General features: G+C 59.6%; 23 protein-coding genes and 1 pseudogene. All 24 read left to right on the top strand.

All coding sequences use genetic code 11. From position 1 onward, the window contains the following. Window positions 1-9 precede the first annotated feature (9 nt). The 24 genes and pseudogenes from IE151_RS07535 to IE151_RS07420 all read left to right on the top strand — a co-directional run bounded on the left by IE151_RS07535 (window position 10) and on the right by IE151_RS07420 (window position 18,543). Window positions 10-339 carry a DUF6107 family protein gene (locus IE151_RS07535; RefSeq protein ID WP_189489379.1) on the top strand — a complete coding sequence of 110 codons (330 nt, stop codon included), beginning with the start codon at window positions 10-12 and terminating at the stop codon, window positions 337-339. After that, window positions 336-905, top strand: a complete 570-nt coding sequence (locus IE151_RS07530; RefSeq protein ID WP_189489378.1) for an HK97 family phage prohead protease — start codon at window positions 336-338, stop codon at window positions 903-905. Before IE151_RS07535 ends, IE151_RS07530 begins: the two co-directional genes overlap by 4 nt. Continuing rightward, window positions 886-2,136: a phage major capsid protein gene (locus IE151_RS07525; protein ID WP_244636653.1), complete on the top strand. Its 1,251-nt coding sequence runs from the start codon at window positions 886-888 to the stop codon at window positions 2,134-2,136. Before IE151_RS07530 ends, IE151_RS07525 begins: the two co-directional genes overlap by 20 nt. 107 nt (window positions 2,137-2,243) lie before the next feature. Then, a complete protein-coding gene (locus tag IE151_RS07520) occupies window positions 2,244-2,798 on the top strand; it encodes a head-tail connector protein (protein ID WP_189489376.1) in 555 nt (184 codons plus the stop codon). After that, window positions 2,798-3,133 (top strand): phage head closure protein, encoded by a 336-nt coding sequence (locus IE151_RS07515; RefSeq protein ID WP_189489375.1) that lies wholly within the window; start codon window positions 2,798-2,800, stop codon window positions 3,131-3,133. The genes IE151_RS07520 and IE151_RS07515 overlap by 1 nt, the downstream gene beginning before the upstream one ends. Further along, window positions 3,130-3,300, top strand: coding sequence for a hypothetical protein (locus IE151_RS07510; protein ID WP_189489374.1), 171 nt, complete (start codon window positions 3,130-3,132; stop codon window positions 3,298-3,300). Before IE151_RS07515 ends, IE151_RS07510 begins: the two co-directional genes overlap by 4 nt. After that, entirely contained in the window at window positions 3,281-3,685 is a 405-nt protein-coding gene (locus IE151_RS07505; RefSeq protein ID WP_189489373.1) for a DUF3168 domain-containing protein, read from the top strand. The genes IE151_RS07510 and IE151_RS07505 overlap by 20 nt, the downstream gene beginning before the upstream one ends. A 113-nt stretch (window positions 3,686-3,798) precedes the next feature. Next, on the top strand, window positions 3,799-4,212 hold the full coding sequence (locus tag IE151_RS07500) for a phage major tail protein, TP901-1 family (RefSeq protein ID WP_189489487.1): 414 nt from the start codon (window positions 3,799-3,801) through the stop codon (window positions 4,210-4,212). After that, a complete protein-coding gene (locus IE151_RS07495; protein WP_189489372.1) occupies window positions 4,209-4,625 on the top strand; it encodes a gene transfer agent family protein in 417 nt (138 codons plus the stop codon). Before IE151_RS07500 ends, IE151_RS07495 begins: the two co-directional genes overlap by 4 nt. A 38-nt stretch (window positions 4,626-4,663) precedes the next feature. After that, window positions 4,664-4,831, top strand: a pseudogene (locus IE151_RS07490) (phage tail assembly chaperone); the annotation flags it as partial. An 18-nt stretch (window positions 4,832-4,849) separates the two neighbouring features. Next, a complete protein-coding gene (locus tag IE151_RS07485) occupies window positions 4,850-5,392 on the top strand; it encodes a phage tail tape measure protein (RefSeq protein ID WP_189489370.1) in 543 nt (180 codons plus the stop codon). Between the two features lie 11 nt (window positions 5,393-5,403). After that, on the top strand, window positions 5,404-6,018 hold the full coding sequence (locus tag IE151_RS07480; protein WP_189489369.1) for a DUF2460 domain-containing protein: 615 nt from the start codon (window positions 5,404-5,406) through the stop codon (window positions 6,016-6,018). Then, window positions 6,015-6,893, top strand: coding sequence for a DUF2163 domain-containing protein (locus tag IE151_RS07475; protein ID WP_189489368.1), 879 nt, complete (start codon window positions 6,015-6,017; stop codon window positions 6,891-6,893). Before IE151_RS07480 ends, IE151_RS07475 begins: the two co-directional genes overlap by 4 nt. After that, the gene (locus IE151_RS07470) at window positions 6,890-7,309 is read left to right on the top strand and encodes an NlpC/P60 family protein (RefSeq protein WP_244636652.1); all 420 of its coding nucleotides are present in this window, start codon (window positions 6,890-6,892) and stop codon (window positions 7,307-7,309) included. The genes IE151_RS07475 and IE151_RS07470 overlap by 4 nt, the downstream gene beginning before the upstream one ends. A gap of 29 nt (window positions 7,310-7,338) precedes the next feature. Next, window positions 7,339-11,151: a baseplate multidomain protein megatron gene (locus IE151_RS07465; protein WP_189489367.1), complete on the top strand. Its 3,813-nt coding sequence runs from the start codon at window positions 7,339-7,341 to the stop codon at window positions 11,149-11,151. 18 nt (window positions 11,152-11,169) lie between these two features. Next, window positions 11,170-11,382, top strand: coding sequence for a hypothetical protein (locus IE151_RS07460; RefSeq protein WP_189489366.1), 213 nt, complete (start codon window positions 11,170-11,172; stop codon window positions 11,380-11,382). Between the two features lie 90 nt (window positions 11,383-11,472). Next, a complete protein-coding gene (locus tag IE151_RS07455; RefSeq protein ID WP_244636651.1) occupies window positions 11,473-11,724 on the top strand; it encodes a hypothetical protein in 252 nt (83 codons plus the stop codon). Window positions 11,725-11,738: 14 nt separating this feature from the next. Continuing rightward, complete coding sequence (locus IE151_RS07450; protein ID WP_189489365.1) at window positions 11,739-12,401, top strand: response regulator transcription factor; 663 nt, start codon at window positions 11,739-11,741, stop codon at window positions 12,399-12,401. 4 nt (window positions 12,402-12,405) lie between these two features. Beyond that, window positions 12,406-13,809, top strand: a complete 1,404-nt coding sequence (locus IE151_RS07445; protein ID WP_244636650.1) for an ATP-binding protein — start codon at window positions 12,406-12,408, stop codon at window positions 13,807-13,809. 85 nt (window positions 13,810-13,894) lie between these two features. Next, window positions 13,895-14,359, top strand: a complete 465-nt coding sequence (locus IE151_RS07440) for an RT0821/Lpp0805 family surface protein (protein ID WP_189489364.1) — start codon at window positions 13,895-13,897, stop codon at window positions 14,357-14,359. 160 nt (window positions 14,360-14,519) lie between these two features. Next, a complete protein-coding gene (ccmI, locus tag IE151_RS07435; protein ID WP_189489363.1) occupies window positions 14,520-15,653 on the top strand; it encodes a c-type cytochrome biogenesis protein CcmI in 1,134 nt (377 codons plus the stop codon). A 3-nt stretch (window positions 15,654-15,656) separates the two neighbouring features. Continuing rightward, window positions 15,657-16,103: a cytochrome c maturation protein CcmE gene (ccmE, locus tag IE151_RS07430; protein WP_189489362.1), complete on the top strand. Its 447-nt coding sequence runs from the start codon at window positions 15,657-15,659 to the stop codon at window positions 16,101-16,103. Beyond that, window positions 16,100-18,082, top strand: coding sequence for a heme lyase CcmF/NrfE family subunit (locus tag IE151_RS07425; RefSeq protein WP_244636649.1), 1,983 nt, complete (start codon window positions 16,100-16,102; stop codon window positions 18,080-18,082). The genes ccmE and IE151_RS07425 overlap by 4 nt, the downstream gene beginning before the upstream one ends. Continuing rightward, window positions 18,079-18,543, top strand: coding sequence for a cytochrome c-type biogenesis protein (locus IE151_RS07420; RefSeq protein ID WP_189489361.1), 465 nt, complete (start codon window positions 18,079-18,081; stop codon window positions 18,541-18,543). The genes IE151_RS07425 and IE151_RS07420 overlap by 4 nt, the downstream gene beginning before the upstream one ends. Window positions 18,544-18,574 lie beyond the last annotated feature (31 nt).

The following is an 18,574-nucleotide window of genomic DNA, read 5'->3' as shown; positions in this document are numbered from 1 at the left end:
GAACCCAAAATGACAGAGATGAGCGAGGCTGCCTCTTTATGGGTAGTCAAGGGACTTGGCGCGATCGCCGGTTCCGCAATTTCGCTGGCCTTCCTGTTGCCGCAACGGCGGCGGGAGGCGGCGATACGATTTGCAGTCGGCGTGGCCTGCGGGCTGGTTTTCGGTGGTGCTGCCGGCGTGAAGCTGGCGGCGGAACTTGGGATAGAAGGGATGCTTGGGCCAGCAGAGCTGATGCTTTCCGGCTCCGCAGCGGCGAGTCTTTGCGCCTGGTGGGGGCTGGGAATCCTGATGCGCTTCTTCGGCCAGTTCGGACGGGCTGCGGAGGAGAAGCAGCCATGAACGGTGTGTTCCATGAACGCAAATTCGTCGACCTGGCACTTGAAGCGGTGGAGGAGGACGGCACATTCAGCGGCTATGCCAGCCTGTTCGGCAAGGTTGATCTCTCGGGCGACGTTATCGACAAAGGTGCGTTCGCGCGTTCGATCGCAAAACGCGGCAACAAGGGCGTCCGGCTTCTCTATCAGCACGATCCCAGCAAACCTGTCGGCACATGGCTGAAGCTGAAGGAAGATGCGACGGGGCTGTTCGTGCGCGGCCGCCTGACGCTCGGCACGCAACTAGCCGAGGACGTCCACAAGCTGATGAGAGCAGGGGCGCTCGACGGTCTCTCCATTGGATTTCAGACGATGCGGGCCAGGAAGGACGTGCCGCCTGGCGTACGGCGCATTCTGGAAGCAGACCTTTGGGAAATCTCCATCGTGACCTTTCCTATGCAGCCGCAGGCACGCATCCGCACCGTCAAGACGCGGGTAATGGCGAGCCCGCCGGGCGAACTCATCAAGATCATCAGACATGCCAGCAATACCATTAAACGAGGAACAACATATGCAGACCGCAACCACTGAAAAGGCACCGGAATTGAAGTCGGTCGAGACGATTGGCCAGGCTTTTTCCGATTTCATGACGACCTTCGAGATGTTCAAGGACGCAAATGACGAGCGTCTAGGCGAGATCGAAAAGCGCATGAGCGCCGACGTACTGACGAGCGAAAAGGTGGAGCGCATTTCCCAGGCGCTGGATGCGCAGAAGAAAAGCCTCGACCGGCTGGCCCTGAAGAACGCTCGCCCCGCACTGGATGGCGGACGTGAAGGCGCCGATCCGACACGCGTCGAGCACAAGCAGGCATTCGAGGCTTATGTGCGGCGTGGCGACGAGCGCCGTCTGCGCGGTATCGAGGAAAAGGCCATGTCGGGCGCGACCGGTCAGGATGGCGGCTATCTGGTGCCGGAAGAGACGGAAAACGCCATTGGCGCACGTCTGGCGAAGCTTTCTCCCATACGCTCGATTGCCAGCGTGCGGCAGGTTTCGGGCGCTGTGCTGAAAAAGCCCTTCGCGATTGGCGGACCCGCGGTCGGCTGGGTGGGCGAAACGGCGGCACGACCGGAAACGGCAGCGCCGACGCTGGCCGAGCTGCAATTCCCGACAATGGAGCTTTATGCGATGCCAGCGGCGACGGCGAGCCTGCTGGATGATGCCGTGATTGATCTTGACGGCTGGATTTCCGGGGAAGTGGAGCAGGCTTTTGCTGAACAGGAGGGACTTGCCTTCATCATGGGAGACGGAGTGAGCCAGCCGCGCGGGTTTCTCGACTATGATCAGGTGGCGGAAACCAATTGGAGCTGGGGAAAGATCGGTACGATCGCTACAGGCGTTGCGGGTGGCTTGCCTGCGACCGATCCGGCAGATGTTCTGATCGACACTGTCTATGCGCTGAAGGCAGGCTACCGCCAAGGCGCAAACTGGGTGATGAACCGCAAGGCACAAGCATCCTTGCGCAAGATGAAGGACGGGGACGGTAATTATCTTTGGCAACCGCCGCAGGTTGCCGGCGCGCGTGCTTCGCTGCTGGGCTTCGGCGTGGTCGAGGCTGAGGACATGCCGGATATGACCGCCGGATCGCCTGCAATCGCATTCGGCAATTTCGAACGCGGTTATCTCGTGGTCGATCGCGTCGGCGTTCGAGTGCTGCGCGATCCTTATTCGGCCAAACCTTACGTGCTCTTCTACACGACAAAGCGTGTGGGCGGCGGCGTGCAGGATTTCGACGCGATCAAGCTGCTGAAATTCGAGGCCTAGGCCTCACGCTAAAGCACAGGCGAAAACCGGTGCCCGCCCTCGACTTGGCCATAGAGGCGGGCATCCGCTCAATAAGCTTAAATAAATCAAAGTATTGGACCAGAAAAATGATTCAGTTTCGCACCGGAGAGCCGGTAGGGCGAGCGCTGACGCTTGCCGATCTGAAGGCGCATTTGCGGCTCGGCCATGACAGCGAAGACCTCTATCTCGAAGGGTTCATCGATGCTGCAATCGAGGAGGTGGAACTTGCGACCGGCTGCGCGCTGGTCGAGCAACCATGGCGACTGACGGCGGATGACATGCCGCGCTTCGGACAATTCACGTTCAAGGTCTGGCCGCTACGCAGCATCGAGACGGTGACGATTTACGACCGTGACGGCAACGCGTTTTCTCTCGGCGCCGCCGACTGGAAACTGAGCGCCGAGACTCGACCGGCACGTTTCGTCGTCGACGGGGGAGCGAGAAAGGCTGCCGCCATCGAGATCGATTTCATTGCCGGATTCGGCGAAAGTGCGGAAGAAATGCCAGGCCTGTTGCGACAGGCGATGCTGAACCTTTGCGCCTATTGGTATGAGCATCGCGCAAGCCTGAAGGGAGAAGCCAAGGGCTATCCGGACAGCTTCGTGCGGTTGGTCTCTAAATTCCGCGACAGGAGGCTCTGATGCAGGGATTGCTTATTGATCCGGGACGGCTTCGCGCGGAATTCTTACTGCTGGCGCGCGGCAGGGCATCCGATGGGATGGGCGGGCGCAAGGAGGGGTGGGAAGAGATGGGGCTGTGCTTCGGAATGATCGAGCCGGTAAACGCGCGCGCCATGACGGCGGGCGATCGGCAGATGCCGCTGGTAACGCACCGAATTACGTTGCGTTTCAGGAGCGACGTGCGTTCAGGGATGCGTTTTCGACGCGGCAGTCGCACGTTCGACATCCAAACCATTCATGATCCGGATGAGAGCGGGCGCTATCTCGTTTGCCTGGTGCGCGAGGACGGTCGATGAAATTGCGCGTCCATGTGAATGTGCGCAAGATTGTCGAACGGCTGCGGCATGAAGAGCGGCAGGTCGGGGAAAGACGCAGCTGGGAACGCGGCCGCGCCCGTCTGGGCAAGGCGCTGGAAGCGAAACGGAATGATGCGGAGACGAGCCATGATACGCGCCGCAACTGAGTTGCAGAAAGCGATTTATGCAGCGCTCTCTGCCGACTCGACCATCAAAGCCGAGCTTGGGACGGCTATTTATGATGTGCCACCGAGCGGCGCACAATTTCCCTATATCAGTTTCGGGCAGACCGACGTCGCGGATTGGTCGACTGCCAGCGAAAAAGGCAGCGAACATCTCTTCAGCCTGCATATCTGGTCGCGCGATCCAAGCCGCGAATGCGTCTATGCTATCATGGAGCAGGTGAACCGTCGGTTGGCGCTTCGTCCCGAACTTTCGAGCTTGCGTCTCGTGGATCTGGGGCTGAGTTACTCGGAAGTTCGGTATGACGACGATCTCATGCTTTATCGCGGACTGATGCGCTATCGGGCGCTGATAGAACTGTCCGACTGAATCAATTTCTCAGACATTTGAACCCGCGTGCCAGCTTCAGGCGTCAAGCCACGGAGCGGACTCGCGTTTTTTTTGCTTTTGCGCCGTCGGGCGCTAATCCGAAAGGAAGCATGATGGGCGCCCAGCGAGGCCAGGACCTTCTCGTGAAAATGGATGTGGATGGAACGAACAGTTTTCAGACGATGGGAGGTTTGCGAACGAAGCGGCTGGCCTTCAATATGGAGACGGTCGACGTGACCGATGCCGATTCCGCCGGACGCTGGCGCGAACTTCTCGACCGCGGGGGACTGCGCCGCGCCACAGTTTCCGGCAGCGGAATATTCAAGGATAGCGGCACGGATGAAATAGCCAGACAGGTCTTTTTCGAGGGTGCGCTGCGTAAATGGCAGCTCATTATCCCGGATTTTGGATCTATCACTGGATTATTTCAAATTGTTTCACTCGAATATGGCGCTAGTCACACAAGTGAAATAACGTTTGATATAGCGCTGGAATCCGCAAGTGAAATCGCATTCGAGGCATTGTGAAAATGGCGAATAGACTGCGCGGTGAAATAGCCGCGATCTTAAGCGGGCAAGAGTACAAGCTATGTCTGACCCTCGGTGCACTAGCAGAACTGGAAAATAGCTTTGCGGAGAAGGATATCAACGCTCTGATCGCCCGGTTCGCGACGGGGCGCTTTTCCTCGAGTGATCTCATCCGCATTCTCGGCGCCGGTCTACGCGGGGCAGGCAACAGGGTCACCGACGACCAGGTCGCAACTTTGCAGGCGCAAGGTGGCGCAGCCGGCATGGCGAAGATCGCGATCGAGCTTCTGACTGTGACCTTCGGCAAGGAGAATGTTGCAGGCGACGTTGTGGAAACCAGTCCTGCGCCGATACCGCGGCAGGAACGGGATGCTGATCTGGAGCTTGCAGGAGCTGAGCACAAGCACCCTTAAAAGCCGCAGCGGAACAACCGAGGCTCCTCGACTGGGAGCGCCTGATGGCGCTGGGCTTTGGGCTGCTGCGGCTTTCCCCGAACCACTTCTGGATGATGACGCTGCCCGAGATCCGGGCTGCGTTCTTGATTTATGCGCCCAGGCCAAATGTTTTGCCGCGCGAGCGCCTGCACGCACTGATGCGCGCTTTCCCCGATAAATCCTGACTTCTAAGGACCAAGACGATGAACGAGACGATGATGGTTGCCGTGGAGGCAGACGTCGCGCCACTTGCTGACGCGCTGCAATCGCTGGAAAAACTGTCGGAGGGCTTCGGACGGCAAATGACCGGGGCCTTGAGGGGAGCGACGGTGGGCGGTCGCGAACTGGACGAAGTGCTGCGCTCCGTAGCAGGCAATCTGGCTGGCATGGCGTTAACTCAGGGGCTCTCTCCCTTGCAGAACCTGACGGGTAGCTGGATGAGTTCATTGCTTGGCTCTCTTGCAGGAAAAGTCACGCCTTTTGCCAAAGGTGGGGTGGTGAACGCGCCGAGCTATTTCCCGCTCGGCGGCGGTATCGGCTTGATGGGCGAGGCGGGCGCGGAAGCGATCATGCCGCTGAGGCGCGGGGCGGACGGGGCGCTGGGCGTTGCCATGTCGGGGGGAGGGCAGCCGGTAAACGTGACCCTCAACGTAAATGCAACCGACGCAGCCTCCTTCCGCAAATCGGAAGCGCAGATCACAACCATGCTGGCGCGCGCTGTTTCGCGCGGCGCACGCGGATTATGAGGAGCCTTGCGATGAGCAACGGATTTCATGAGGTGGATTTCCCGCTGTCGATCGCCTTCAACACCACGGGCGGTCCGGAACGCAGGAACGAGATCGTCGCGCTGACATCCGGTCACGAAAAGCGCAATGCGCGCTTTGCTGACAGTCGCAGACACTTCGATGCGGGGAGCGGAATGAGGGCGGTCGAAGATCTGCAAACCGTGGCGGAGTTCTTCGAGGCGCGACACGGATCGCTTTACGGGTTCCGGTTTCGCGATCCCTTCGATCATCGATCTGCGAGGCAGGTGACGCCGCTCGATCAGGTTTTAGGCGTGGGTGATGGCGAAACGAAACATTTTGCGCTGGTAAAGCAGTATGGCGTCGGCGCGGATGCCTATCGCCGTGGCATCGACAAGCCGGTGGCAGGAAGTGTTCGCGCTGCCGTCGATGGGGCTGAGACAACCGACTTTACGCTGAAGGGCGGGACAGTTCTCTTCGATGTTGCACCAATGGCCGGACAGAGCGTAACCGCAGGATTTCTGTTCGATGTGCCGGTGCGCTTCGACATGGAAAGGCTGGTGCTCAACCTTTCCTCGTTTCGCGCCGGCATCGCGCCGAGCATTCCCCTTATCGAGGTCAAACCATGAGCGAAGATGCGCTGAGAACACATCTGGCGGGAGCTGTGACGAGCGCCTGCCACTGTTGGATCATCGCGCGCAATGACGGCGTGCGTGAGGGCTACACGGATCATGATCGGGCGTTGAACCTTGAAGACGTCGATTGTTTGCCGGAGGCAGGATTTTCCGCCAGCGAAGCGCGAGAACGGTTGGGACTCGGTGTCGATACGACGGATATCGAGGGCGCATTATCATCCAGCAGGATCGACGAAACGGCAATCGACGCCGGTGCCTATGATGGCGCGCGCGTCGAGATGTGGCTGGTCAATTGGAGGAAGCCGCAGGAACGCATGCTGCTGCGGGCTGCGCAGATCGGCAAGATCACGCGTGCGGACGGGCGCTTCGTGGCCGAGCTGGTCAGCGCGAAGCATGTGCTCGACAAGCCCATGGGACGCTTCATTCGCAGGCAATGCGACGCAAATCTAGGCGACGAACGGTGCCGCGTGGACCTGAACCATCCAGCCTACCATGCAAGGGGAGCCGTGACTGCCATGACGGGCCAGACGAGCATTCGCGTCAGCGGGCTGGATGGCTTCACCGAAGGGTGGTTCGATCATGGGTGGCTGAGTTTTGAGAATGGGCAACGGCTTTTCGTCGTGGCGCATGTACGCGGTACGGAAGGGGTAATAATTACCTTTCGCGCCGATGCGAGACTGACGGCAGAAACGGGCGAGGCATTCCGCATCGCTGCCGGATGCGACAAACGCTTTTCCAGCTGCAAGACAAAGTTTGCCAATGCGCTCAATTTCCAGGGCTTCCCGCATCTGCCGGGCAATGATGCCGCTTATGGTTATGTCAGTGGTACGGGGCATGCCGTGTTCGATGGCTCGCCGCTGGTGCCATGATGCGGACGCTGGTTTTGGATGAGGCCAGGACGTGGATCGGCACGCCCTACCGCCATCAGGCGAGCGTGAAGGGCGTGGGTTGCGATTGCCTCGGCTTGGTGCGCGGTATCTGGTGTACGCTCTATGGCCGGGAACCGGAAAGACCGGCTCCCTATGCGCGAGACTGGGATGCACGGGAGGGAGAGCGAATGCTTGAGGCGGCGGCCCGGCATTGCGTGCCGGTGGTGCAGCCGCAGCCGGGCGACCTTATCCTGTTTCGATGGCGCGCGCATCTGGGCGTTCGCCACATGGGCATTCTCGATGAAGGGAAGCGCTTCATTCATGCCTATGAGGGCAACGCGGTGGTCTCTTCGCCGTTAGTACCGGCATGGGAGCGCAAGATTGCTGCCAGTTTCGCTTTCCCGCCAGCTGTTTAACAGAATAAACGAAATCAGGATCTGAAGCGATGGCTACTATCGTCTTGCAGGCTGCCGGTGCATTCGCCGGCGGTCTTTTCGGCTCTGTCGGTGCCGCCATCGGCCAGGCGGCGGGGGCACTTGCCGGCTATGCCATCGACCGGGCGTTGATTGCTTCCACGCAGTCCTACGAAGGCCCCCGGCTCTCGAGCGCACGAGCCTTCAGCGCGGAGGAAGGTGCATCCTTGCCGAAGCTTTACGGGACTGCGCGGCTTGGAGGCACACTGATCTGGGCGACGCGGTTTGAAGAGAGGTCGCAGAGTTCGCGGCAAGGCGCCAAGGGCGGGCCAAAAGTGACGGAATACAGCTATCATGCCAACGCCGCCTTCGCGGTGTGCAAGGGCGAGATCGCCGGCATTCGCCGCATCTGGGCGGATGGTGAGGAACTCGACCAGACGACAGTGGAAATGCGCGTCTATCGCGGCACACCTGACCAGATGCCTGACCCGCTAATCGAGGTCAAACAGGGCAAAGACAACGCCCCAGCCTATCGCGGCACCGCTTACGTCGTGTTCGAAAGCTTGCCGATCAGCGCTTATGGCAATCGCCTGCCGCAAATCCAGTTCGAGGTGATGCGCCCTATAGGAAGGGTGGCAGCCGACATTCGTGCCGTGGCTATGATCCCCGGCTCGACGGAATATGGGCTGGCAACGTCGCTGGTGACGCGGCATGTGCGAAAAGGGCAGGACGAAGCGGTCAATCGCCACGTGCTGACGGCACGCACCGACTTCGAAGCATCACTCGACGAATTGCAGGCGCTATGCCCGAAGCTGGAAAATGTCGCGCTGGTCGTGACCTGGTTCGGCAATGATCTGCGCGCTGGAGAATGCCAGGTGCGTCCAATGGTGGCGGACAAGACCGGAACCTACTCGCAAATCTGGTCGGTCGATGGCGTGACGCGTGCCGAGGCGCGGGAGGTGTCGCGGCATGAAGGAGCGGTTGCCTATGGCGGAACGCCATCGGACGTGAGTGTCATGGAGGCGATCAGAGCCATCAAGGCGCGCAAGCTTAAAGTGACGCTCTATCCGTTCGTGATGATGGACGTCGCGCATGATAACATGCTGCCCGATCCCTATTCGGAGGGAACGCAAAACGCCTATCCATGGCGCGGACGCATTACCTGCTATCCGGCTGCGGGAAGACCGGAGACAGCGGACAAGACGGCGGCAGGCCGGGCGCAGGTCGAGGCTTTTTATGCACGCGACTGGGGCTATCGGCGCATGGTGCTGCATTATGCGCAGATAGCGAGCGCTGCCGACGGAGTGGATGCCTTTCTGCTCGGGTCGGAATTGCGGGGCCTGAGTCAGGTTCGCGATGACGAGGGACGGTTCCCGTTCGTGGAAAAACTATGCGCTCTGGCGGAGGAGGTGCGAAGCGTTCTGGGGCCGGAAACTGCCCTGACCTATGGCGCCGACTGGAGCGAGTATTTCGGTTATCAGCCCGCGGACGGCAGCGGCGATCTCTATTTTCACCTCGACCCGCTGTGGGCGCATCCAGCCATCGACGCAGTTGGCATCGACAATTACATGCCGCTTTCGGATTGGCGTGACGAAGATACGGAAACTGCAAATCCCGATGGCTTTTCAGCGCCCTATGATCGCAAGCGGATTCAGGACATGATCGCGGGCGGCGAAGGATATGACTGGTATTATGCCTCGGACGCCGATCGTCTGGCGCGGGTCAGAACACCGATTACCGACGGCGCATATGGCAAGCACTGGGTCTATCGCTACAAGGACCTGCGCGCATGGTGGACAAATGCGCATTATGATCGGATTGGCGGCATCGAAAAAGCAGCGCCGACCGCGTGGCAACGGATGTCTAAACCGTTCTGGATGACGGAAATCGGCTGTCCGGCGGTGGATAAGGGACCGAACCAGCCGAACGTCTTTCCCGATCCGAAATCGTCTGAAGGGGCGCGTCCTTACTTTTCGAACGGCGGACGTGACGACCTTGCCATGCTGCGCTATCTCGAAGCGCATCTTGGCCAATGGTCTGATGAGGAGCGCAATCCGCATTCCCCCGTCTATGCTGGGGGCATGGTCGATGCCGGGCGCGTCTTCATATGGGCCTGGGATTCGAGGCCGTTTCCTGCCTTCCCGCTGGCAAAGGATATTTGGCGCGATGGTGACAATTGGCGACTCGGCCATTGGCTGAACGGTCGACTGTCTGCCGTGGCGCTGGATGAGGTGATTATAGCAATCTGCCGCGACTTCGGGCTCGCGATGCCAGAGGTGGCTGCTGATGGAACAATGCATGGCTATGTGCTGGAGCGCCCCTCAAGCGCAAGGGCGGCGCTGGAGCCACTGGTCCAGCTCTATGGTCTGAGCACGTCCGAAAATGGCGGGCGGCTGGTCTTCCGGAATGAGGGGCGGGGGACGCAGGTGGATCTTGATGCGCTGGCTCTGGAGGGTGAGCAACCGGTATTCCAGCGTGAAACCCAGCCAGAACATGAACTCGTGCGCGAAACCGTCCTGAGTTTCCATGATCCGCTGATCGAGTATCAGGCGGCAAGCGCCACCGCCTTGCGCGCGGAAACGCAGGCGCGCCAGCAACAGGCGCTGAATATTCCGATCGTGCTTGAAGAGGGTCAGGCGCAAGTGCTGGCACAGGCTTCGCTCGAGCGGCAATGGTCGGGACGTGAAACGATCGCACTGGCGACAGGACATGACGGAAATCTGGTGCGGGCCGGCGATGTCATTCGCCTCCCTGAGCGGACCGGGGAAAACCGCTATCTCGTAGAACAGGTGGAGGAGGGGCTGGTACGGCGCATCGCAGCGCGGCGGATCGGACGGGTTCGCCCCCTGCCGGTGCGTAGCGCTATTCCAGACACGGACTATGGAGGCGGGCAGGCAGGCGGTCCTTATGGACCACCCGAAGTTCATTTTCTTGATCTGCCGATGTGGCCGGATGCCGAGGCTGCGGCTGGCCAGTTCCGCATCGCAGCGTGGAGCCAGCCGTGGCGCGGCGTTCAGCTATATGCTTCGCCGGATACGCAAGGGTTTGTCATGCGTGCCAGTCTGGCAAAGCGGGCGACGCTGGGTACAGTCGTCGAGGCGACAGGGCTTGGAAAACCGGGGTCGATCGACGCCCATGGGGCTGTGCATGTGCGGCTGGCAAGTGCAGCTCTTTCCTCGGTATCGCGAATGCGGTTGCTCTCCGGTGCGAACGCAGCGGCGCTCAAATGCAGGAATGGCGCATGGGAGGTGCTGCAATTCGAGACAGCGTATGAGGTGGAAGCTGATCTCTGGCGCCTGAGCGGCTTGCTGCGGGGACAGGCTGGAACGACCGATGCGATGCTCTCGGGCATCGAGGCAGACGCGGCATTCATACTGCTCGACGATGCGGTCTTGCCATGCGGGCTGCGTGACGGTGAAGCAGGCTTGCAACTCAACTGGCGTCTAGGGCCGACAGGTCACGAATCCGGCGGTGCGAGCTTCTCTGAGCACACCAAGACGGGTGGCGTGCGTGCGGCTCTCCCATTGGCTCCGGTTCATCTGCGGATGCACCGTATGGCGACGGGTCTGGCCTTCACGTGGATACGATGCGGGCGGATCGATGCGGACCGCTGGGAATCGGAAGACATTCCGCTGAGCGAGTCCGTCGAGCGCTACGAGGTCGAATTGCTCGATGCGCACGGGACAGTACGGCGCGCGGCGACCGTGGATGCGCCTCGTTTTCTTTACGCGGATACAGAGCGGCAAGGCGAATTTCCAGCAGAGGAAACCTTGTTGCTTCGCGTGCGGCAATATTCATCATCGGCTGGCTATGGACTGGCGGCGGAGAAGACATTCCAACCTTGAATCAGAAAGATAGAAGTTATGAACAACGATCTGAAGCCATGGTATTTTTCTCGCACTATCGTCGCCTCGCTGGTGACGGTGGTGCTGTCTATTGCCGGTTCGGCGGGGCTTGCAACCGCCGCTCTGGACGCGGATGTGATCAGCGATGCTCTGCTGCAGATCGTCACGGCTGGCGCCGGCATCGTGGCGATCTTCGGACGTATCCGGGCGAAGGACCGGATCGGTCTCTAGCTACCGCCATAAATGGCAGCCTCCTGTCGATAAATCATAAAGGTGCTATTCAGACTGCGTTCAGCCGTTGCAATGTAGGACTGGGTCAGCATGATGGGGTTTATGACCATGATCCGACATATTGCAGCAACGCTGATCCTCTTTCTGGCCTTCGCCGAAGGTGCGGCGGCTGCCGACTGTTTTTCGATCGGCCAGAGCATCGCGCGAGAGCGCGGCGGTGAGCTGGTACGCGCAGTACCAAGCTCGCGTAACGGTCAGCCGGTTTGCGAGATCGTGGTGCTGGTTCCGGGCCGGGATGGCGAACGCCCCCGCCGCGAACAGGTGACGGTGCCGCAAGGCTAACTGGGAAAAGAAGCATGCGCGTTCTCGTCGTGGAAGATGACAAGGATCTGAACCGCCAGATAACGGAGGCGCTGACCCATGCGGGCTACGTCGTCGATAAGGCGTTCGACGGAGAAGAGGGACATTTCCTCGGCGACACGGAACCATATGATGCGGTGGTGCTGGATATTGGCCTGCCGCAGATGGATGGCATCAGCGTCCTGGAACGATGGCGCCGCGACGGGCGTGTCATGCCGGTGCTTATATTAACGGCGCGTGATCGCTGGAGTGACAAGGTGGCGGGGATCGATGCCGGTGCCGATGATTACGTGACCAAGCCGTTTCATATGGAAGAGGTGCTGGCACGGGTGCGTGCGCTTATCCGGCGCGCAGCCGGGCATGCTTCTTCGGAGCTAGTTTGCGGGCCGTTGCGTCTCGACACGAAAGCCTCGCGCGCCGATATCAACGGCGTGACGCTGAAGCTGACCTCGCACGAGCTGCGGCTGCTGAGCTATCTCATGCATCATCAAGGAAAGGTGATCTCGCGCACCGAACTGGTCGAACATCTCTATGACCAGGACTTTGATCGCGATTCCAACACGATCGAAGTCTTTGTCGGTCGTTTGCGTAAAAAGATGGGCGTTGATCTTATCGAGACCGTGCGCGGCCTGGGCTATCGCCTGCGCGAAGAAGCATAACTCGATGAGCGAGACGATGCCGCGCAAGGACTGGTTGCCGGGATGGCTGGTACCGCGTTCTCTAAGCGTGCGGGTTGTGACGCTTTCGACAATCTGGACCATGATCGCGCTGATCATCCTGATCGCGGTATTTTCCGCCTTTTATCGACAGGCAAGCGAACGCGGCTTCCGCGTCCTGCTCCACGCGCATATGACCAATATGGTCGGTGCCGTCGGGGTATCGGAGGACAACCGCCTCCAGGGTAACGTCAATCTGGGCAGCCTGCTGTATTCCGAGCCGCGTTCGGGCTGGTACTGGTCGGTGACGCCGATCGTCGGCGGCCTGCAAGGCACGATGCGCTCAAGTTCCCTGCAGGAGGAAATCGCTTCACCCTCGACGCGGCAGGTGCCGTTCAATTCGAATTTCACCCGCAATTACCGCACGGTCGATTCTGCCGGAAACGAGCTGGAAGTGCTCGAGCGCGAATTCATTCTCGGCGAAGACAATAGCGTCGCGCGCTTTCGAATTACCGGCAATCGTTCCATCCTCGAGAATGACATTTGGCGCCTGCAAAAGCAGTTGCTGGTCTATCTAGGACTGTTCGGCATCGGGACCGTCCTCGTCAATGCGGCGATTATTCTGGCCGGCCTGAAGCCCCTCTCACGTGTACGCGATGCGCTTGTGAAGCTTCGCGAAGGCAAGGCACAAGCGCTGGATATGCGCTTTCCATCCGAAATTCAGCCGCTGGCAGACGAGACCAACGCACTCATAGATAATAACAAGCGCATTCTGGAGCGTGCCCGTACGCAGGTGGGCAATCTGGCGCACTCGCTGAAGACGCCGCTTGCGGTGATTACCAACGAGGCGCATGCATTCGGCGGGCAGAAGGGCAGGCTGATCGAAGAGCAGGCCAATGCCATGCGCAGCCAGGTCGAACATTATCTGCAACGGGCGCGCATTGCAGCCCAACGTGACAGCGTGGTTTTTCGCACGGATGTCCACGAGACGCTGGAGCGCATGGTGCGGGTAATGCGCAAGCTCGACAAGCAAAAAGCTTTCAAAGTCGATTTCACAAAAGATGCGCTTCTATTTTCCGGGGAGCGGGAAGATCTGGAAGAACTTGCCGGAAATCTGATCGAAAACGCCATGAAATGGGGAAAGGACGAAGTGCGGATTTCGACCATGCTTGAGGGCGAGAGGAATTTTCTGTTCGTCGTGGAGGACGACGGCCCCGGCATTCCAGCCAACAAGGCTGCTGACGTGCTGAAACGCGGGCGCCGACTTGACGAAACGACGCCGGGATCGGGACTGGGCCTGGCCATCGTCGCCGATCTTATCAGTGAATATGGAGGATCGCTAAAGCTTGAACGTTCGGAACTGGGCGGGTTGAAGGTCGTTGTGGAACTGCCGCGAATTGTGGCGAACTGACACGCAAAAGCCGTTTTTATCGTCACACCGATGCGCTAGATTATGGGTGGACAAGTTTGTGTCATGCAGATTCGAAAGTGAGCGGATGACGATTTCTCTAAGCAATGTAACGCGAATTGCATTTGTTTTTGCGGCAAGCGCCAGTCTTGCCGGTTGTCTTTCCGCAGGGCGTCCCTCCATGCCGCAATTACCTGGAATGGGGACATCGCAAACGCAAAACGCAGCGCTGGCGTCCCCAGATTCAAATGCTATCCCGACCAGCGGACAAGGACTGATTGGCGGACCTATCGTAAAAGGTTTGAGCGGCGGTGCGCGACGGGAAGCATTGGAAGCAGAATATCGCGCATTGGAGCACACCCAACCCAACCAGCCTGTCGCCTGGGGTGATGGACGTCTGAGCGGTGAGGTGAAAGCGGCATCGCCTTACAGCGTCGGATCGCAGAACTGCCGGCAGTTCACCAACACCATATCCGCATCGGGCGCGGCGCCGGTGACGGCACGCGGCACAGCCTGCCGCAACAATGACGGCAGTTGGGCGCTATTGAACTAGAAATCACGAGATCAGCTTGCTGGCGGCAGGATGGCGAATGCCGTCCTGCCGCTTTTCCATTGTGCGACAAATCGCGTCCAGTTCTCACTTTTATTGGAATTGCTCTAATCTTTGGCCGAACGTCCTTGGCAGGAAAGCTCGGCTGACCTAAGGAAGCGCTATGATTTTTTGGATGATAGCTGCGCTGATGACTCTCGTCGCCGCATTGAGCGTGCTGCGCCCCTTCATGCGCGGCAAGGTGTACGATGAGCGCGAGGCCAATGATATCGACGTTTACCGCGACCAGCTTGAAGAGGTGGAGCGTGAACGTGCCAGCGAGCTGATCGGGGAAGCGGAAGCAAAAGAAGCGACGCTGGAAATCCAGCGTCGCATTCTGGCCAGTGCCAACGAGAACCGGGCACGGGACAAGACGGCTTCAGGCATGACACGGCTGGTCGCTTTGCTGGCGGTGCTGGTCGTGCTCTTTGTAAGCTGGGGCGGTTACAGCTTGTTCGGTGCACCGGATCGTCCCGATCAACCATTGACGTTGCGCATGAGCGGGCCGATCAACCCCGACGATGCGCCTGCGATGGTCGCACGTATCGAAGCGCATGTGCGCGAGAACCCCGACGACGCCAAGGGCTGGCAGGTGCTGGGGCCGATCTATCTGCGTACGGGTCGCTTCGATGAGGCGGAGAAGGCTTTCAGCGAAGTCATCCGCATCGACGGCGAAAGCGCGCCACTTTTGGTGGCCCTGGCCGAGACGCAGATCATGCGTGAGGGCGGTCGCATCAACGACGCGGCAAAGGCAAACGCACAGAAGGCGGCGGAACTTGAGCCACGCATGCCAAAGGCGCGTTTCATGCTGGCGTTGGCTGATGTGCAGGACGGCAGAACCGACGAGGCGCAGGCGAAACTTGAAGCCATTCGTGAGGATGAACCGGAAGGCTCGGAGTGGCAACAAGCGGCGGTGCAGGCATTGGCCGACGTGAATGCACGTGCGACTGCGACGGCGGGACAGGCGCCTGTGCTTTCAAGCGAGCAGGCTGGAACCATCGCTGCTATGCCGCAGGCCGAGCAGGCGCAGGCAATCGCGGGCATGGTGGATGGGCTGGCGCAGAAATTACGCGACAATCCGCGCGATCTCCAAGGCTGGCAGCGCCTGATCCAGGCATATACGGTGCTGGGACGCAATGCGGAGGCGCAGCAGGCGCTCAATTCGGGCGTGAACGCGTTCGGACAGGGCAGCTCCGAAGCCGCGAACCTCAGACGGTTCGCACGCGAAATTACGGCAGGCAGTGCCGTTGGAGAATAAAGCATGACACGCAAGCAGAAGCGGCTGGCGGTGATTCTTGGCGGGTTGTTGTTTCTGGCGTTGGCCGCCGGCATGACCGCCTATGCGCTAAGCCAGAAGATCGCGTATTTCTATTCGCCGAGCGATCTCGCGGAAACAACGGTCGCACCTGGTCAGCGCTTTCGTATTGGTGGGATCGTCGAGCGCGGCTCGGTGTTGCGGGGCCAACACACACAGGTTTCCTTCGCGGTAACGGATATGGGCGCGACGGTACCGGTCCGCTTCACTGGCATACTGCCCGACCTGTTTCGAGAAGGGCAGGGCGTGATCGCCGAAGGCAGTCTGACGCCAGAGGGCGTTTTCATGGCCGACACGGTTCTGGCCAAGCATGATGAGAATTACATGCCGCGCGAGGTCGCAGATTCCTTGAAGGAACGCGGCGTCTGGAAAGAAGGCGAACCGTTGCCATGATCGTCGAGCTTGGACATTTTGCACTGTGGCTTGGCCTTGCACTTTCGGTTGTGCAGGCAACCGTACCGCTGATCGGCTCAAGGATGGGTAGCGCCCGACTGATGCGGGTGGGGGAACCGGCTGCTATCAGCGTCTTGGCGCTGATAGCCATATCCCTGTGGGCGTTGATATACGCCTATGTCGCGTCTGACTTTTCCGTCATCAACGTGATAGAAAATTCTCACTCTGCTAAACCGCTCATCTACAAGATCAGCGGCACCTGGGGAAACCACGAAGGCTCGATGCTTTTGTGGATATTCATACTGGTGCTGTTCGGCGCATTCGTAGCGCTGTTCGGAAAGAACCTACCGCAGACATTGCGAGCCAATGTGTTAGCCGTGCAGGGCATGATTGGCGTTGCCTTCATGATCTTCGTAGTGGCTAGCTCCAATCCCTTTCTACGTGCAGCCATCCCGCCGATCGAGGGGCAGGATCTCAACCCGCTCCTTCAAGACATAGGCCTCGCAATCCATCCCCCGCTGCTCTATCTCGGCTATGTCGGCTTCTCGATATGCTTTTCGTTTGCGGTTGCTGCTCTTATTGACGGCAAGATCGATGCGGCCTGGGCGCGCTGGGTGCGCCCCTGGACACTGACCGCATGGATATTTCTGACCGGCGGCATCGCAATGGGCTCCTACTGGGCTTACTATGAACTTGGATGGGGTGGCTTCTGGTTCTGGGATCCCGTTGAAAATGCATCGTTCCTGCCGTGGCTTTCCGGGACGGCGCTGCTGCATTCGGCGCTGGTGATGGAAAAGCGTTCTGCCCTGAAAGTCTGGACGGTACTTCTTGCCCTGATTACCTTTTCACTATCGCTGCTTGGTACGTTTCTCGTCCGCTCTGGCGTGCTGACCTCCGTGCACTCCTTTGCCACCGATCCGACGCGCGGTATTTTTATTCTCTGCATTCTGATGATTTTCATCGGCGGATCGTTCGCGCTCTACGCATTCCGCGCGGGTTCACTGACGACCGGCGGGCTTTTCCAGCCAATTTCACGCGAGGGCGCGCTGGTACTCAACAATCTCTTCCTTTCCACAGCGGCCGCGACCGTGCTGATCGGTACGCTCTATCCGCTGGCACTGGAAACCATAACGGGCGAAAAGATTTCAGTTGGCCCGCCCTTCTTCAATATGACTTTCGGACCATTGATGCTGCCGCTGATGGTCATGGTACCTTTCGGAACGCAACTGGCGTGGAAGCGCGGCGATCTCTGGGCTGCGACCCAGCGTCTGACAGGCGCCATGCTGATAGCGCTCGCCGCTATTCTGACGACGCTGATCTTTGTCGACCGTACGGCGCTGCTGGCGGCACTCTGCATCGGCCTAGGCACGTTCGTCATTGTCGGTTCTGCCGTCGATCTTGCGCAGCGCGCAGGGGTAGGCAAGCAAAAGGCATCGGTAGCCTGGGCGCGTTTCAAGGGCCTGCCACGTTCCGCCTTCGGAACGGCGCTTGCGCATGCCGGGCTTGGAGTGACGCTCCTCGGCATTACCGGCGTGACGGCCTTCGAGACCGAAGTCACGACCGCGCTGAAGATCAACGAAACGACGCAGGTGGGCGAATATACACTGACCCTGCGCGCCGTGCAGCCTCATCAGGGTCCCAACTATGTCGAGGATCGCGTGATTTTCGACGTGAGCAAGAACGGGGCAGGCAAGGGCGGCATCATGAGTGCCAAACGCGTCTATCCCGCCCGCCAGATGCCGACGACGGAAGCCGGCATACGCACCTTTGGCGTCAATCAGCTCTATGTTTCGGCTGGCGATCCTACACAGGACGGGGGCGTCGTCGTGCGCGCCTGGTACAAGCCTCTGGTGCTTTTGATCTGGTTTGGCTCCATCGTGATGATGATCGGTGGCACGCTGTCTTTGCTTGACCGGCGGCTTCGGGTAGGCGCCCCGACGCGCGTCAAGGCGAAGAAAAGCGCGGAGGCCACGGCATGATGCGCCGCTTTGCCCTTTCCCTGATATTGATCGGCGGGCTGATGGGAGCGACACATGCGCTGACACCCGACGAAATTCTCTCCGATCCGGGGCTGGAAAAACGTGCGCGAGCACTTTCGGCGGAACTACGCTGTATGGTTTGCCAGAACCAGTCCATCGATGATTCCAATGCCGAGCTTGCAAAGGACCTGCGCGCTATCGTGCGCGAAAGGCTGGTAGCGGGTGACAGCGACGATGAGATCAAGGATTATGTCGTCGCGCGATATGGCGAGTTCGTTCTTTTACGCCCGCGCCTGAGCATGCAGACAATCGCACTATGGGCCAGCCCCGCACTGATTATCCTGATTGCAGGGGGCGGTATTTATCTTGCGCGCCGAAACCGCCCGACGCGGAAGGCGACGGACGCTCTGTCCGCGGAAGAGCAGGCCAAACTCGACAATATTCTGGCCGAGCGGGACTGACGACCGGCGAACGGCCTTGGCATTCTCTGAT

The organism is Limoniibacter endophyticus (genome assembly GCF_014652835.1).
Classification (GTDB): domain Bacteria; phylum Pseudomonadota; class Alphaproteobacteria; order Rhizobiales; family Rhizobiaceae; genus Limoniibacter; species Limoniibacter endophyticus.
The sequence above is the reverse complement of the archived record's forward strand: the minus strand, read 5'-3'. Positions and strand labels throughout refer to the sequence as shown.

Coding starts and splice junctions, on each gene's coding strand:
- IE151_RS07535 (WP_189489379.1), top strand. CDS start 10: ATGACAGAGATGAGCGAGGCTGCCTCTTTATGGGTAGTCAAGGGACTT.
- IE151_RS07530 (WP_189489378.1), top strand. CDS start 336: ATGAACGGTGTGTTCCATGAACGCAAATTCGTCGACCTGGCACTTGAA.
- IE151_RS07525 (WP_244636653.1), top strand. CDS start 886: ATGCAGACCGCAACCACTGAAAAGGCACCGGAATTGAAGTCGGTCGAG.
- IE151_RS07520 (WP_189489376.1), top strand. CDS start 2,244: ATGATTCAGTTTCGCACCGGAGAGCCGGTAGGGCGAGCGCTGACGCTT.
- IE151_RS07515 (WP_189489375.1), top strand. CDS start 2,798: ATGCAGGGATTGCTTATTGATCCGGGACGGCTTCGCGCGGAATTCTTA.
- IE151_RS07510 (WP_189489374.1), top strand. CDS start 3,130: ATGAAATTGCGCGTCCATGTGAATGTGCGCAAGATTGTCGAACGGCTG.
- IE151_RS07505 (WP_189489373.1), top strand. CDS start 3,281: ATGATACGCGCCGCAACTGAGTTGCAGAAAGCGATTTATGCAGCGCTC.
- IE151_RS07500 (WP_189489487.1), top strand. CDS start 3,799: ATGGGCGCCCAGCGAGGCCAGGACCTTCTCGTGAAAATGGATGTGGAT.
- IE151_RS07485 (WP_189489370.1), top strand. CDS start 4,850: ATGAACGAGACGATGATGGTTGCCGTGGAGGCAGACGTCGCGCCACTT.
- IE151_RS07480 (WP_189489369.1), top strand. CDS start 5,404: ATGAGCAACGGATTTCATGAGGTGGATTTCCCGCTGTCGATCGCCTTC.
- IE151_RS07475 (WP_189489368.1), top strand. CDS start 6,015: ATGAGCGAAGATGCGCTGAGAACACATCTGGCGGGAGCTGTGACGAGC.
- IE151_RS07470 (WP_244636652.1), top strand. CDS start 6,890: ATGATGCGGACGCTGGTTTTGGATGAGGCCAGGACGTGGATCGGCACG.
- IE151_RS07465 (WP_189489367.1), top strand. CDS start 7,339: ATGGCTACTATCGTCTTGCAGGCTGCCGGTGCATTCGCCGGCGGTCTT.
- IE151_RS07460 (WP_189489366.1), top strand. CDS start 11,170: ATGAACAACGATCTGAAGCCATGGTATTTTTCTCGCACTATCGTCGCC.
- IE151_RS07455 (WP_244636651.1), top strand. CDS start 11,473: ATGATGGGGTTTATGACCATGATCCGACATATTGCAGCAACGCTGATC.
- IE151_RS07450 (WP_189489365.1), top strand. CDS start 11,739: ATGCGCGTTCTCGTCGTGGAAGATGACAAGGATCTGAACCGCCAGATA.
- IE151_RS07445 (WP_244636650.1), top strand. CDS start 12,406: ATGAGCGAGACGATGCCGCGCAAGGACTGGTTGCCGGGATGGCTGGTA.
- IE151_RS07440 (WP_189489364.1), top strand. CDS start 13,895: ATGACGATTTCTCTAAGCAATGTAACGCGAATTGCATTTGTTTTTGCG.
- ccmI (WP_189489363.1), top strand. CDS start 14,520: ATGATTTTTTGGATGATAGCTGCGCTGATGACTCTCGTCGCCGCATTG.
- ccmE (WP_189489362.1), top strand. CDS start 15,657: ATGACACGCAAGCAGAAGCGGCTGGCGGTGATTCTTGGCGGGTTGTTG.
- IE151_RS07425 (WP_244636649.1), top strand. CDS start 16,100: ATGATCGTCGAGCTTGGACATTTTGCACTGTGGCTTGGCCTTGCACTT.
- IE151_RS07420 (WP_189489361.1), top strand. CDS start 18,079: ATGATGCGCCGCTTTGCCCTTTCCCTGATATTGATCGGCGGGCTGATG.